Raw genomic sequence first — 13933 nt, 5'->3', positions numbered from 1 at the left:
CACCAACCCGGACACGGTCCGGAAACCAACAGGAGAAACAGAATGAAAAAGACCATGATGACAGCGATGGCCGCCGCCCTGCTCGCAGGGCCCGCGCTGGCCGAGGAAGAACTCGCCGTGGTCGGCAGCTGGTCGAGCCTGCCGCTCTACCAGGATTTCACCACCCCGTTCTGGACCGAGATGCTGCCCGAGATGACCGACGGCGACTTCACCGCCCAGCTCACCAGCTTCGACCAGATGGGCATCGCCGGAAGTGACGTCTACCGGATGCTCGGCGACGGCGTCTTCGACGTCGGCCAGACCGTGGCCGATTACACCGTGGGCGATGCGCCCGAGCTCGAGGGGCTTGACGTGCCGCTTGTCGCCACCACCGCCGATCAGGCCAAGGCCATGGTCGACGCGGCCCGCCCGATGGTCGTAGACATCATGCACGACCGCTTCAACGCCGAGGTGCTGGGGATCGCGCCGTATCCGCCGCAGGTCGTCTTCTGCAAGGGCGAGGTCTCTTCGCTGGCGGATCTCGAGGGCAAGAAGGTGCGCGGCTCGGGCCGCATGACCACCAAGCTGCTCGAGGCGCTCGGCGCAGAGGGCATCAACATCGCCTTCTCGGAAGTGCCGGGCTCGCTGCAGCGCGGCGTGATCGACTGCGCCGTCACCGGTGCCGGCTCGGGCTACTCCGCCGGCTGGTGGGAGGTCTCCGACCACCTGCTGACGCTGCCGCTTGGCGGCTGGGACCCGGTCGTGATCGCGATGAACAAGGACCGCTACGACGGCCTGTCGGGCGAGATGCAGGACAAGCTCAAGGCCGCCGTTGCCGAAGGGCTCGAAGCCAAGGCGTGGGCCGCGGCCGAGGGCGGTCTTGAAAACGACATCGCCTGCCTGACCGGCGAGGGCGAGTGCACCTCGGGCGACGCGGCATCGATGACGCTGGTCGAGGCCACCGAGGAAGACGTGACCACCGCCCGCGAGGCGCTCGAGTCCGAAGTGCTGCCCGAGTGGGCCGAGCGCGCCGGCACCGACTGGGCCAAGCGCTGGAACGACACCGTCGGCGCGACCGTCGGCGTGACCGTTCCGGTCTCGGACTGAGGCGTCGGCCCATGAGCCGGATCGAAACACTGGAGGGCGCGCTGCGGCGCGCCAACCGCCTCGTCGCGCTGGTTCTCGGCGCGGCGCTGGTGGCGACCGCCATATTCGTGCTGATCGACGTGATCGGACGCAAGACCGGCTGGGGCTCGCTTGGCGGCTCGGACGAGATCTCGGGCTACGTGATGGCCGCGGTCGCAAGCTGGGGCCTGGCCTGCGCGCTGCTCGACCGCGCGCATGTCCGCATCGACCTGATCCGCCAGAAACTCAACGAGACCGGGCAGGCGGTGATGGACATCTTCGCGATGATCGTGACCAACGGCGTGGTGCTGCTGATCGCCTACCAATGCTGGCCGGTCCTGCAGAAGACCATCGAGCGCGGCTCGCGGGCGAACACCCCGCTGGAAACGCCGCTCTGGATCCCGCAGGGCATCTGGTTCGCCGGATGGGCGTGGTTCGCGCTCAGCGCGACGCTGCTCAGCCTGATCGGCATCGCCTACCTCGCGCGGGGTGAGCGGGCGAAGCTCAACACCTCCATCGGCCTCGGATCGGAGCTCGACCAATGATCTGGACTGTCGCCTTTTCCCTTCTCGGCCTGATGGCCCTGTCGATCCCCGTCGGGATCGTGCTCTTCATTCTCGGCATCGGTGTGGGCGAGATCTACTCGGCCTTTCCGCTGCTGCGCGGCCTCGGGCAGGTTGTGTGGTCGTCGTCCTCGTCGTCGACGCTGATCGCCATTCCGCTATTCGTGCTGCTGGGCGAGGTGCTGGTCCGTGGCGGCGTCGCCGCGCGCACCTATGCCGCGCTCGACAAGTGGCTGAGCTGGCTTCCCGGCGGTCTCATCCATGCCAACGTCGCGACCGCGACGATGTTCTCGGCGACCTCGGGCTCGTCCGTGGCAACCGCGGCCACCGTCGCCACCGTGGCGATGCCGCAGGCCGACAAGCTGGGATACGACCCCAAGCTCTTCTCGGGCGCCATCGCGGCGGGCGGCACGCTCGGTATCCTCATCCCGCCGTCGATCAACCTGATCGTCTACGGCTTCCTGACCGAGACCTCGATCCCGCAGTTGTTTTCGGCCGGGCTGCTGCCGGGCCTGCTCATGGCGCTCGCCTTCGTCGTGGTCACCGCGCTGATCTGCAAGGCGCGCCCAAGCCTCGGCGGCCCCTCGCGCAGCTTCAGCTGGGGTGACCGGGCGCGCAGCCTGGTGCAGCTGGTGCCGATCATCCTGCTGTTCACCGTGGTCATCGGCTCGATCTACGCCGGCTGGGCCACGCCCACCGAATCCGCCGCCATCGGGGTCGTCATCGCGGCGCTCATCGCGCTCACGCTGGGCACCGGGCTGGGGCTCGGCACCATCGCCGAGGCCCTGCACGGGACGATCCGGATCTCGGCGATGATCATGCTGGTCATCACCGGCGCGTATTTCCTCAACTTCGCCATGACCTCGGCGGGGCTGGGCCGGCAGCTGACGGAGCTGCTCGAGAACACCGGCCTGCCGCCGATCGGCACGCTGCTTCTGGTGGTGGTGCTCTACCTCGTGCTCGGCTTCTTCATCGAAACGCTGTCGCTCATGGTCGCCACCATTCCGATCATCGTGCCGATCATTGCGGGGCTGGGCTACGACAAGGTCTGGTTCGGCGTGCTGATGATCGTGCTGATCGAGATGGCGCTGATCACGCCGCCGGTCGGGCTCAATCTCTTCGTGGTGCAGAGCACACGCGGCAAGGGCTCGATGAACGAGGTGATCCTCGGCGTCATCCCCTACGTGCTGGTCATGCTGTGCATGGTCGCCCTGCTGATCGCGGTGCCGGGTCTGGCGCTCTGGCTGCCCTCCATCCTCTGAAAGGAGTTCACATGACACTCGACTTCCGCGCCGACGGGGCGCCGCTTCCGCTCGACCTGCAGCATCTGATCGTCGCGGGCTGGACCGGTCGCGATGCCGACGCCATCGCCCACCACATCGAGGAACTGGCCGCCCTCGGCGTGCCCGCGCCGTCGCAGACGCCGCTCTACTACCGGGTCTCGGCGCCGCTGCTGACCACCGCGCCGGTGATCGAGGCGGTGGGCGAGGCGTCCTCCGGCGAGGTCGAGCCGCTGATCGTCGAGGTGGACGGCAAGCGCTACCTCGGGCTGGCATCCGACCACACCGACCGCGCGCTCGAGGCGCACTCGGTCGCCATGTCGAAGCAGGTCTGCGCCAAGCCCTGCGCCACCGAGCTCTGGCCGTGGGACGAGGTGGCCGACCGGCTCGAGGAGATCGAGCTTGAAAGCTGGATCGAGGAAGACGGCGCATGGGTGCCCTACCAGTCCGGCACCATCGCGGCGATCCGACCGCTGGCCGATCTGATCGAGGGCAGCCGGATCTCGGAGCTGTCCAAGGATGGCCCCGTCGCCATGCTCTGCGGCACCTTCGGCGCCAAGGGCGGTGTCCGTCCGGCGGCGAAGTTCCGCATGGAGATGCGCGATCCGAAGACCGGCCGCAGCATCACCCACGAATACGAGACGCGCACGCTGCCGGAGGTGGCATGAGCACCGCGTTGCTGGACAAGGTCGAAGCTGCCATCGCCCGCACCGAGGCGCTGCCCGAGACCGAGCGCCGCGCCATCTTCACCGAGTTCTCGCCGACGCGCATCCGCGCCGAGGCCGAGGCGCTGTCCGCCCGCCACGCGGCGGGCGAGGAGATGCCGCTCTTCGGCACGCTGGTCTCGGTCAAGGATCTCTACGACGAGGCCGGGCAGGTCACCGGCGCCGGCTCGCGCCTGCTCGCGGACCGTGCCCCCGCCAAGGCCGACTGCACCGCCATCACGCGGCTCAAGGCCTCCGGGGCGCTGATGTTCGGGCGCAGCTCGATGTCCGAGTTCGCCTATTCCGGGGTCGGCCTCAACCCGCACCACGGCACGCCGTCGGGCGCGCTGGTGCCGGGCGGCATGCCCGGCGGATCGAGCTCGGGCGGCGCGGTCTGCGTCGGTCTCGGGATCACCGACGCCGCCATCGGCACCGATACCGGCGGCTCGCTGCGCATTCCCGCCGCGGCGAACGGCATCTGGGGCTTCAAGCCGAGCCAGGGGCTGATCGACGACACCGGCGTGCACCCGCTCGCGCCGACCTACGACGTGCCGGGCCCGATGGCGGGCGACCCGGCGTTGCTGCGCCGCATGGCCGAGATCATGGCGGGGCGGGGGCTGGACGCGCCCGATAGCGGGCCGCTGCGGCTCGCGGTGCCCGAGGGCGCCTTTACCAACGACCTTTCGCCGGACGTCGCCGCGCTGTTCGAGGCCGAGACGGCCCGCATTGCCGAGCTCGGCCACACGCTCGAGCCGGTCGACATGGCCGACATCGGTGCGGCGATCACGCTCAACCGCACCATCGTCGCGGTCGAGGCGCATCGTATCTACGCGGCGGACCTCGAGCGGCTCGAAACCGTCGGCGATCCGCGCGTGCTGTCGCGCATCCGCTTCGCCGAGACCCTGACGCAGGACGACATCGACGCCGCCTACGCGGCCCGCGCCGCGATTGTCGCGCGTTTTGCCGAGGCAATGGCGGGCAAGGATGCGTTGCTGGCCCCGACGCTCATGCGCCTGCCGCCGAGCATCGCCGAGGTCGAGGCCGACTTCGACCGGCTCAACGTCGAGATGCTGCGGAATACCTCGCTCATCAACCTCGTCGACGGCTGTGCGCTCGCGATGCCGACACCGGGGCTCGACCCAGCGTGGTCGATGACGATGCTTGCCGGGGTCAAGGGCACCGACGCCCGGCTCTTCGCCATAGCGGACAGGCTCCGCGCATGACCGCCATGCCGACACTCACGCCCGAGGTGCTGCCGTGGGGGCTCGACGGGTTGCTCGTGCGCTTCGCGCTCACGCCCGAGCCCGCCGCGATGGCGGCGGCGCGGCGGCTGGCCACCCGGCTCGAGAGCAGCCCTCCGGAGGGCACGACCGAGATCGCGGCGGCGCTGGTGTCGGTGCTGGTGCGTGTCGATCCCGAAACCGCCGACCGGGCCGCGCTTGTCGCGAGCCTCGAGACGCTGGCGGCAGAGATCGCCGGCGGTGCCCCGGAGATGCCCGCGCCGACCCGCCGCTGGACGATCCCCGTGGCCTTCGGCGAAGACGAGGGGCCGCAGCTGCGGCAGGTGGCGCAGGCGCTGGACCTGAGCGAAGAGGCGGCGGTGGCCGAGCTTTGCGACAGCGAGCTGCGGGTGCTCACCATCGGGTTCGCGCCGGGTCAGCCCTATATCGGCCTGCTGCCCGAGCGCTGGAACCTGCCGCGGATGTCCGAGCTCAACCCGGCGGTGCCGGCGGGCGCCATCGTCGTCGCAGTGCGCCAGATCGTGCTCTTCGGCGCCGAATCCGCGACCGGCTGGCAGCAGGTGGGCCGCACCGGCTTTCGCACCTTCGTGCCCGACCGCGCCGAGCCGATGCCGCTGCAGGGCGGCGATGCCATACGCTTCGCGCGGGTGGCGCGGGACGAGATGACCCGGCTGGAACAGGACGGCGACCGCATGGGCGGCGCCCGGCTGGAGGTGCTGCAATGAGCGTTCTGACGATCGACAGCGCGAGCGGCATCCTCACGGTGCAGGACATGGGCCGGCCCGGCCACCTCGGCGAGGGGCTGTCGCGCGGCGGCGCGATGGACCGGCGCGCGCTGCTCGAGGCGGCGGCGCTTCTGGGGGCCACCGCGCCGCTTGCCGGGATCGAGATGGCAGGCGCGGGCGGCAGTTTCTCCGTCGATGTGGCGACACGTATCGCGCTGACGGGCGCGCCGATGGGCGCCACGCTCGACGGCGAGCCGCTGCGCTGGAACGCCAGCCACCTCGTGCTGCCCGGCCAGAGCCTGCGCATCGGCGGCGCCCGCAGCGGGGTCTACGGCTACCTCGTGCCCGCCGGCGGGATCGCGACCGAGCCGTGGCTCGACAGCCGCGCGGCGCATCTGATCATCGGGATCGGATCGGCGCTCGCGGGCGGCGCGGAACTGCCCATCGGCGCGGACCCCGAGCCGGACCGACCGGCGCACGGGATCTCGGTCGACAACCGCTTCGAGGGCGGCACCCTCCGCGTGCTCGACGGGCCGCACACGGCGCTCTTCGACGCGGAGGTGCTCGAGGCCTTCTACGCCACCGCCTTCCGGCGCGGGCCGCGCGGCAACCGGCAGGGCGTGCAGCTCGAGGCCGAGGCGCGGTTCACCACGGATCACGCCAAGGGTCTCGCCTCGGACCTGATCGGGCCGGGCGACCTGCAGATGGCCGGTGACGGCGTGCCCTACGTGCTGATGGCCGAATGCCAGACCGTCGGGGGCTACCCGAGGATCGGCACCGTGCTGCCGGCGGACCTGCCCATCGTCGCGCAGGCGGCTCCGGGCGCCGTGCTGCGCCCACGCCGGGTGAGCTTCGAAGAGGCGCAGGCTGCCCACCGATCGGAGGCGCTGCAGCTGCGCGACATCGCCGGCGACTGCGCACCGCTGATCCGCGATCCCGCGACCATCCGCGACCTGCTGGCCTACCAGCTGGTCAGCGGCGTGACCCGCGGCGACGATCTCGACCGGGGCTGACCCGTCCGCATCGTCGATCCGTCGGCTCGGGGCGTGCCGCACGTGCGGTCCCGGGCCGTCGCGCCGGGCGTTTCGGCCAGTCGGGGCGAAGCGAGGACTCTGGACAGCCCCGGTCGGCCTCCCTAGCCTCCCATTGGGGGAGGACGGGAGACTTTCTTGACGACGACGACAAGGTTTGCGCAGCTGATCATCGACACTGCCGATGCTCTTGCCAGTGCCGATACCAGTGACGAGATCTGGTGGTCCATCAACCGCGTTGCCGCACGGATCGGAGCGAAGGCGGTCAACGCCGGGTCCTTCGCCCGCAGCACTCAGGAGATCGGCTGGATCCGCAGTTCGATGGATCCGCTGTGGCTGGAGGAATATGCCGACGCCGGGCTTTTCGCGGTCGATCCGCTGCTCGGCGATGCGATGCGCGGGAAGGCACCGCCGCTTTATGATGTCCTTGGCCGGGATCGGTCCCTGCAGGGGGCCGGAGACGGGAACGGAGCGCCGGTGGGCAAACTTCGCGCGCTGCATTCCGGCATGGCGAGCTACGATTACAACTACATGATCGCGCACAGCTGGTTCGAGGGGGACGCGGGCCTGTGCCTCGCCCTCGGCTGCCGCGAGGATCCGCACGACCTGTTCGGCCCGGGCACCGCGCGGGCGTTCTCGGCGGTCTCGGCGATGATGGCGAGCCGCCTCGTCGCGCCGGGAGATGCGCTGCACGAAGGCTGGGCCTACGGCGCGGGGTGGCAACCGTTGTTGCCGCAGGAGCGCGACGTTCTGGCCTGCCTCGCCAACGGATTGGGCCCATTTGCAATCTCCGAACGTCTTGCGATCACCGAGGTCGAGGTTGTGCGTCGTATCCACAGTGCAGCGCTGAAGATGCGCGCCCGGACCCATGACCAGGCGCTCGCGCTGGCGATCGCGCGCGGGCAGGTCGAACCCTGAGACCGGTTTCCGGGCCGCTGGCCGGGCCGTTGTTCCGCGACACGCCTGCCGGCAAGAGGCCGGCTGTCGGCCGGATCGGCGTCGGCGGCGCTCGTCCGGGCGGGCTTTGAGGGAATGGCGCGAGGCCGCGTCAAAGCTCTCTTCAAGAACATGCTCCGCAGCATCTTGCAGATTGGTCTAGGGCCGAAAGGGTCAACTCACTCATCAGTCATGACCCGTCTCGGGAACTGCACGCGCGCGGCCTTGTTGGGGGATTGAACGGCACGCGGCATGGGCACCTCCTGCCGAAGCGCCGCGAACCTCAACAGTCCCGGCATGCCTGCCGGGGCCTCCAAGGAGAGATACCATGACCGACCGTCTCGACGACCTGCTGCCGCCCGTCGAATACATCACCGATGCCTACAGGGGTGCGGACAAGCTCAAGGAAAAGCGGGTGCTCATCACCGGCGGCGACAGCGGTATCGGCCGCGCCGTGGCGTTGCACATGGCCCGCGAGCGTGCCCGCGTGGCCATCCTATACCACAGCGACGAGGACAGTGCCCGCGAGGCCCGCGAGGGCATCGAGGCCGAAGGGGCCGAGGCGCTCGTGCTGCAGGGCAACACCGCCGACAGCGCGAGCTGTACCGAAGCCGTCGAGAGCGTGGTCGCCCGCTGGGGTGGTATCGACGTGCTTGTGAACAATGCCGGGATGCAGAAGGCCTACGGTTCCCAGTCCGAGATCAGCGATGCGGACTGGCAGGCGCATTTCGACGTCAACATGAACGGCATCTTCTACACCACCCGCGCGGCGCTCGAGCACATGCGCGAGGGGGGCAGCATCATCAACACCACGTCGGTCAACGCCTTCGTCGGGAACGATGCGCTGGTGCCCTACACCGCCACCAAGGGGGCTATCGTCGCCTACACCCGCGCCCTTGCGCTGGAGCTGCTCGACCGCGGAATCCGCGTGAACCAGGTCGCGCCGGGCCCGGTCGCGACCGAGATCCAGCTGGCCTTCAAGGACTACGACGAGGACATGCTCAAGGACATGTCCTCGCCCATGGGGCGTATCGGGCAACCGCGCGAACTGGGCCCCGCCTACGTGTTCCTGGCCTGCCAGGACAGCAGCTTCGTCACCGGGCAGACCCTGCACGTGAACGGCGGGATGATCGCCAATGGCTGATCCGCGCGCCGATGCCGGTCCCGGGTCCGCCTGCTGGGCGGACCGCGAGGGGCACCGGCGCTGGCTGCTCGCCGAGGGCCAGCGCCTTCTCGACCACTACGCCCGGGCCCGGGTGCCTGCGGGTTTCGCCACGCTCGGCAACGACGGCACGATGGTCGACGCCACGGCGCAGGGCATCGTGACCACGCGCATGGTGCACTGCTACGCGCTGGCGAGCCTCATGGGGGTTCCCGGCGCCGCGCCGCTGGCCGATCACGGCATCGCGGCGCTGCTCGACGGTCCGCTGCGCGATGCACGCCACGGGGGCTGGTTCGAGGATGCCTCGGGCCCGTCACGCAAGAAGGCCTATCTGCATGCCTTCGTGGCACTGGCCGGGGCCACGGCGGCGATGGCCGGTCGCCCCCGGGGTGTCGAGTTGCGCGATGCCGCGACGGATGTGATCGACAGCCACTTCTGGATCGACGGGGAAGAGGTCCTGCGGCCCAGCTACGCGGACGACTGGACCGACCCCGAGGCCTATCGCGGCGCCAACTGCTGCATGCACGGCACCGAGGCCTGCCTCGCCCTGGCCGACGCGACTGGCGACGCGCGCTGGCTCGACCGGGCGCTGGCCATGGCCCGCCGGTTCGGCCACGAGATCCCGGCGGCGTATGACGGCCGTCTGCCGGAGCATTTCGACGCCGAGTGGCACCTTCTGCCGGATTACGGCGCCGATCAGCCCACCGACGACACGCGGCCCTACGGGCTCACGCCGGGACATTTCGCCGAGTGGGGCGGCCTGTTGCTCAAGGTCGAGGCCGCCTGCAAGGCGCGTGATCGCGACGCGCCGGGCTGGCTGCTGGAAGACGCGGTTTCGCTCTTCGACAACGCGCTGCGGCGCGGCTGGGCAGCCGACGGGGCGCCGGGCATGGTCTACACGATCGGCTGGCAGGACGAGGTCTCCGTGCCCAATCGTGCCTATTGGGTGCAGGCCGAGCTCGCCAATACCGCGCTGATGCTGCACCGGCGCACCGGCGATGCCCGCTTCGAGGATGTCTATCGCCTCGCCTGGGATTACATCGCCGCGACGCTCATCGACCGCGAGGCCGGTGGCTGGCGCCACGAGGTCGATGCCGCAGGGCGCCCCAGCGGCGTTGTCTACCCGACCCGCGAAGACCTTTACCACGACTTCCAGGCGACGGTGACACCGCTGATCCCGGTCTCCGCCTCGCTCGCCGGCGGACTGAAAAGCATGACCGCCCGGGCGCAAGCCGCCGGGGCGGTCTGACTGCCACCGCGAGGCCGCAACCGGGAGGGAAAGGCGCCGTGTCGAGGCGCTTCGCCCGGAGAGATACGCCCGCTCGGGGCGGTCTTTCCGGGCTTTTCGCGGGCATCCGTGAAATAAATTTCAGACCCTAGGATTTATTGACAGAATTGCGCCTCCCGCCTCATGCTGGGCCCACGATAACGCGGATCGTCGCCTCGGAGGAGTGCTTGGCGGGGGATCCGAATGGGAGGTTTACCAGATGAAGACGACGTTTATCGCGGCGGCAGCCGCCTCTTTTCTCGTGTCCGGTTTCGGCGCGGCGGTCTCGGCGCAGGAGGCCGACGAGCCTTGGGCCGAAAGCCCCTTCAAGTGCGAGCCGGGCGAGACCTACGTCATGAACGTGATGGTCTCGGGCGTGGAATACTGGTTCCCGGTCTACGAGATGTTCAAGCAGGCCGCGCACCAGTTCGGCTGCGAGGCCGACTACACCGGCACCCCGGAATACGACGTGAACAAGCAGATCGCGAGCTTCCAGCAGGCGCTGGCCAAGCAGCCCGCCGGCGTGCTGCTGCACCCGATGAACCCCGATCCCTTCATCGGTCCGATCAACCAGGCGATCGAGCAGGGCACCGCCGTGGTGACCTTTGCCGCCGACAGCCCGAATTCGAACCGCACCAGCTACATCACCTCCGACAACTTCCGCGAGGGTGCCGAGGCCGCGCGCCAGATCGCCGAGGCGATGGGCGGCAAGGGCCAGTACGCGGTGCTCGAGAACCCGGGGCAGGACAACCATGACCGCCGCGTCGCCGCCTTCATCGAGGAGATGGAAGAGAACCATCCCGACATGGAACTGGTGGGCCGCGCCTCGACCGGGCAGGACCCCAACAAGGCCTACCAGGCGACCATGAGCCTTGCGCAGGCGAACCCCGAGCTTGGCGCGATCTTCATGCCCGAGGCGTCCTCGGCGATGGGCGCGGCGCAGGCGGCGAAAGAGGTCGGCACCGATATCAAGGTGATGTCGGTCGACGTGAACGCGAGCGTTCTCGACATGATCCAGGCCGGCGAGATGTTCGGCGCGATCAACCCCAACCAGGGTGCGCAGGGCTACTATGGCTTCCTGATGCTCTGGCTCGCGGCGCATCCCGAGCTGATCGACCCGATGAACGACTACGAGAGCGCGGGCTTCAACCCGATGAGCATTCCGATGCTCGACAACGGCTTCTCGGTCGTGACGCAGGACAACGCCAAGAACTTCTACTGGGACAAGTACCTCAAGAAGCGCGGCACCCGCGGCATCGAGGGCTGAGGCCACCTCCGGGCGGTCGGATGCTCCCCCGTCGAACGTGACCGCCGACCGACGGCGGGCCGGTTGCCCCGGCCCGCCGCACGGATCCCCATGACCTCGAACACCGGAGACATGCCATGGCTCCCCTTCTGCAACTGTCCCGCATCGCCAAGAGCTTCGGCCCGATCAAGGCGCTGCGCGACGTGTCCTTCGAGCTGCGCGCCGGCGAGATCCACGCGCTGGCCGGCGAGAACGGCGCGGGCAAGTCCACCACGATGAAGATCGTCGACGGCATCCTGCAGCCCGACCGGGGCGAGATCCGCATCGACGGGAAGCCCACCCGCATCCGCTCGCCGCTCGAGGCGCAGGCGCTGGGTGTCGGCTTCGTCCACCAGGAAATCGCGTTGTGCCCGGACGTGAGCGTTGCTGAGAACATCTTCATGTCCGCCACCGCCGCTCGGCGGGGCGGGATGATGAACTACGGCGCGCTCGAGAAGAAGGCGCGCAAGGTGCTCTCCGAGCTCTGCGACGTCGACCCGCGCCAGACCGTCGGAGAGCTGTCGATCTCCAACCAGCAGCTCGTCGAGATCGCCAAGGCGCTGACGCTGGACGCGCGCATCCTCATCCTCGACGAGCCCACCTCGGCGCTGACCGAGGCCGAGACCGCGAAGCTGTTCCGGATCGTGCACCGGCTGAAGGCGCAGGGCATGGGGATCATCCACATCTCGCACCGCATGGCCGAGATCTTCGACCATTGCGACCGGGTCACGGTCTTCCGGGACGGCGAATACGTCACCTGTCTCGACGTCGCGGACAGCTCCCCCGAGCAGGTGGTGAACAACATGGTGGGCCGCGAGATGTCGCACATGTATCCCGCCAAGGCCACGCGGGCGCCGGGCAAGCCGCTGCTCGAGGTCGAGGGCCTGTCGGACGGCGAGCTGCTGGACGACATCTCGCTGACGCTGCGCGAGGGCGAGATCCTCGGCATCGGCGGGCTGATCGGGGCCGGCCGGTCGGAGCTTGCCAAGGCGGTCTGCGGCCTGCATCCGACGCGGTCGGGCACCATACGGCTTGACGGGCAGGACACCCGCATCCCCGATTTCGCCACCGCGCTCGAGCATGGCGTTGTCTACGTCTCCGAGGACCGCAAGGGCGAGGGGCTCTTCCTCGACCTGCCGATCTCGCAGAACGTCTCGTCGCTGCGACTTGGCCAGGTGTCCACGCGGATGGGGCTTGTCGATCGCGCGGCCGAGACCGAGCAGGCCGAGCGGCTGGGGCGCAGGCTCCGGCTCAAGGCCGGTCGTCCGGAAGACCCGCCCTCGACGCTGTCGGGCGGCAACCAGCAGAAGGTGGCGCTTGCGCGGATGCTGTCGGTGAACCCGCGCGTGGTGTTCCTCGACGAGCCGACCCGCGGCGTCGACGTCGGCGCGAAATCCGAGATCCACGCGATCCTGCGCGAGTTGTCCGAGGCCGGCGTCGGCGTCGTGGTGATCTCGTCCGAACTTCCCGAACTCATCGGTCTCTCCGACCGGATCCTCGTCCTGCACGAGGGCCGGATCTCGGGAGAGATCGCCAACCAACAGGACATGACCGAGGAGGCGATCATTCACCTCGCCTCCGGTCTGGGAGTGGCGCGTGCTCCCCAGCTTGAAGGAGAACCCGCATGACCGAGACCAGCCTTCAGAACGCCCCCGCGATGGCGAAGGGCGACACCCCCGGTGCCCTGAAGCGGCTGATGGGCATGCGCGAGATGGGCCTTCTGTGCATCATCCTGCTGCTCTGCGTCGTGATGAGCTTCGCCTCGCCCTACTTCCTGACGTGGTCGAATTTCCGCACCATCTTCCTGAGCTTCTCGGTCGAGGGCATCGTGGTCATCGGCATGACGGTGCTGCTGATCGTCGGCGGCCTCGATCTGTCGGTGGGTTCGGTCGTCTGCTTCGCCATGGTCGTGGCGGGCAAGCTCTTCCTGATGGGCGTCGACCCGTGGCTGGCCTCGGTCGCGGGCGTCGCCAGTGCGGCGGCGGTCGGCGCGGCCATGGGGCTTTTCGTCATCAAGGTCGGCCTGTCGCATTTCATCGCCTCGCTCGCGGCGATGGTGATCGTGCGCGGCGCCTGCCTGCTGATCACGCAGGGCACGCCGCTGTCGCTCTTCACCCTGCCGCCCGAGTTCAAGTTCGTCGGCCAGGGCAGCCTCTGGGGCATCCCGGTGGTGGTGATGATCTTCCTCGTGCTGGCGGTGTTCTTCGACTTCATGCTGCGCCGCTCGGCCCGCTTCCGCACGGTGTTCTACACCGGCTCGAACGAGAAGGCGGCGGAATACTCCGGCATCCGCACCAAGCGCGTGATCTTCTGGGTGACGGTGCTCTGCTCGACGCTCACCGGTCTTGCCGGCGTCATCTTCATGGCCCGCTTCGGCTCGGCCACGCCGCAGTTCGGCGTGGGCATGGAGCTCAACGTCATCGCGGCGGCGGTGATCGGGGGCGCGTCGCTCAAGGGCGGCCAGGGCTCGATCTTCGGCGCGGTGCTCGGCGTGGCGCTGCTGTCGCTGGTGACCTCCTCGCTGATCCTGCTCGACGTGAGCGTCTACATGCAGGACATGATCAAGGGCTTCATCCTGCTCGCCGCCGTGTCCTTCGACCACCTGATGAACAAGCGCGGGGCCAAGGGCTGATGG

The 13933-nt window shown here is 69.1% G+C and carries 13 protein-coding genes; all 13 read left to right on the top strand.

Translation table 11 applies throughout. From position 1 onward, the window contains the following. Nucleotides 1-42: 42 nt before the first annotated feature. The 13 genes from D6860_RS09525 to D6860_RS09465 all read left to right on the top strand — a co-directional run bounded on the left by D6860_RS09525 (nt 43) and on the right by D6860_RS09465 (nt 13930). A complete protein-coding gene (locus D6860_RS09525) occupies nt 43-1086 on the top strand; it encodes a TRAP transporter substrate-binding protein (protein WP_076623640.1) in 1044 nt (347 codons plus the stop codon). An 11-nt stretch (nt 1087-1097) separates the two neighbouring features. Then, nucleotides 1098-1649: a TRAP transporter small permease subunit gene (locus D6860_RS09520; RefSeq protein WP_017467595.1), complete on the top strand. Its 552-nt coding sequence runs from the start codon at nt 1098-1100 to the stop codon at nt 1647-1649. Then, nucleotides 1646-2929, top strand: coding sequence for a TRAP transporter large permease (locus D6860_RS09515; protein ID WP_017467594.1), 1284 nt, complete (start codon nt 1646-1648; stop codon nt 2927-2929). The genes D6860_RS09520 and D6860_RS09515 overlap by 4 nt, the downstream gene beginning before the upstream one ends. Before the next feature lie 11 nt (nt 2930-2940). Then, nucleotides 2941-3615 (top strand): DUF2848 domain-containing protein, encoded by a 675-nt coding sequence (locus tag D6860_RS09510; protein ID WP_017467593.1) that lies wholly within the window; start codon nt 2941-2943, stop codon nt 3613-3615. Further along, nucleotides 3612-4874, top strand: a complete 1263-nt coding sequence (locus D6860_RS09505) for an amidase family protein (RefSeq protein WP_083697811.1) — start codon at nt 3612-3614, stop codon at nt 4872-4874. The genes D6860_RS09510 and D6860_RS09505 overlap by 4 nt, the downstream gene beginning before the upstream one ends. After that, nucleotides 4871-5617 (top strand): 5-oxoprolinase subunit B family protein, encoded by a 747-nt coding sequence (locus D6860_RS09500; RefSeq protein WP_076623641.1) that lies wholly within the window; start codon nt 4871-4873, stop codon nt 5615-5617. Before D6860_RS09505 ends, D6860_RS09500 begins: the two co-directional genes overlap by 4 nt. Next, on the top strand, nt 5614-6630 hold the full coding sequence (locus D6860_RS09495) for a 5-oxoprolinase subunit C family protein (protein WP_076623642.1): 1017 nt from the start codon (nt 5614-5616) through the stop codon (nt 6628-6630). The genes D6860_RS09500 and D6860_RS09495 overlap by 4 nt, the downstream gene beginning before the upstream one ends. Before the next feature lie 156 nt (nt 6631-6786). Continuing rightward, nucleotides 6787-7566 (top strand): helix-turn-helix domain-containing protein, encoded by a 780-nt coding sequence (locus D6860_RS09490; RefSeq protein WP_076623643.1) that lies wholly within the window; start codon nt 6787-6789, stop codon nt 7564-7566. 346 nt (nt 7567-7912) lie between these two features. Then, the gene (locus D6860_RS09485; protein WP_076623644.1) at nt 7913-8728 is read left to right on the top strand and encodes an SDR family oxidoreductase; all 816 of its coding nucleotides are present in this window, start codon (nt 7913-7915) and stop codon (nt 8726-8728) included. Continuing rightward, on the top strand, nt 8721-9995 hold the full coding sequence (locus D6860_RS09480) for an AGE family epimerase/isomerase (RefSeq protein ID WP_017468640.1): 1275 nt from the start codon (nt 8721-8723) through the stop codon (nt 9993-9995). The genes D6860_RS09485 and D6860_RS09480 overlap by 8 nt, the downstream gene beginning before the upstream one ends. Before the next feature lie 238 nt (nt 9996-10233). Continuing rightward, nucleotides 10234-11280, top strand: a complete 1047-nt coding sequence (locus D6860_RS09475; RefSeq protein WP_076623645.1) for a substrate-binding domain-containing protein — start codon at nt 10234-10236, stop codon at nt 11278-11280. A gap of 116 nt (nt 11281-11396) precedes the next feature. Continuing rightward, nucleotides 11397-12926: a sugar ABC transporter ATP-binding protein gene (locus D6860_RS09470; protein ID WP_076623646.1), complete on the top strand. Its 1530-nt coding sequence runs from the start codon at nt 11397-11399 to the stop codon at nt 12924-12926. After that, nucleotides 12923-13930: an ABC transporter permease gene (locus tag D6860_RS09465; protein ID WP_076623647.1), complete on the top strand. Its 1008-nt coding sequence runs from the start codon at nt 12923-12925 to the stop codon at nt 13928-13930. The genes D6860_RS09470 and D6860_RS09465 overlap by 4 nt, the downstream gene beginning before the upstream one ends. Nucleotides 13931-13933 lie beyond the last annotated feature (3 nt).

Source organism: Salipiger sp. D13, from assembly GCF_003703915.1.
Taxonomy (GTDB): Bacteria; Pseudomonadota; Alphaproteobacteria; order Rhodobacterales; family Rhodobacteraceae; genus Salipiger; species Salipiger profundus.
Note: the sequence above shows the minus strand (reverse complement) of the source record. Positions and strands in the feature narration are given on the sequence as shown.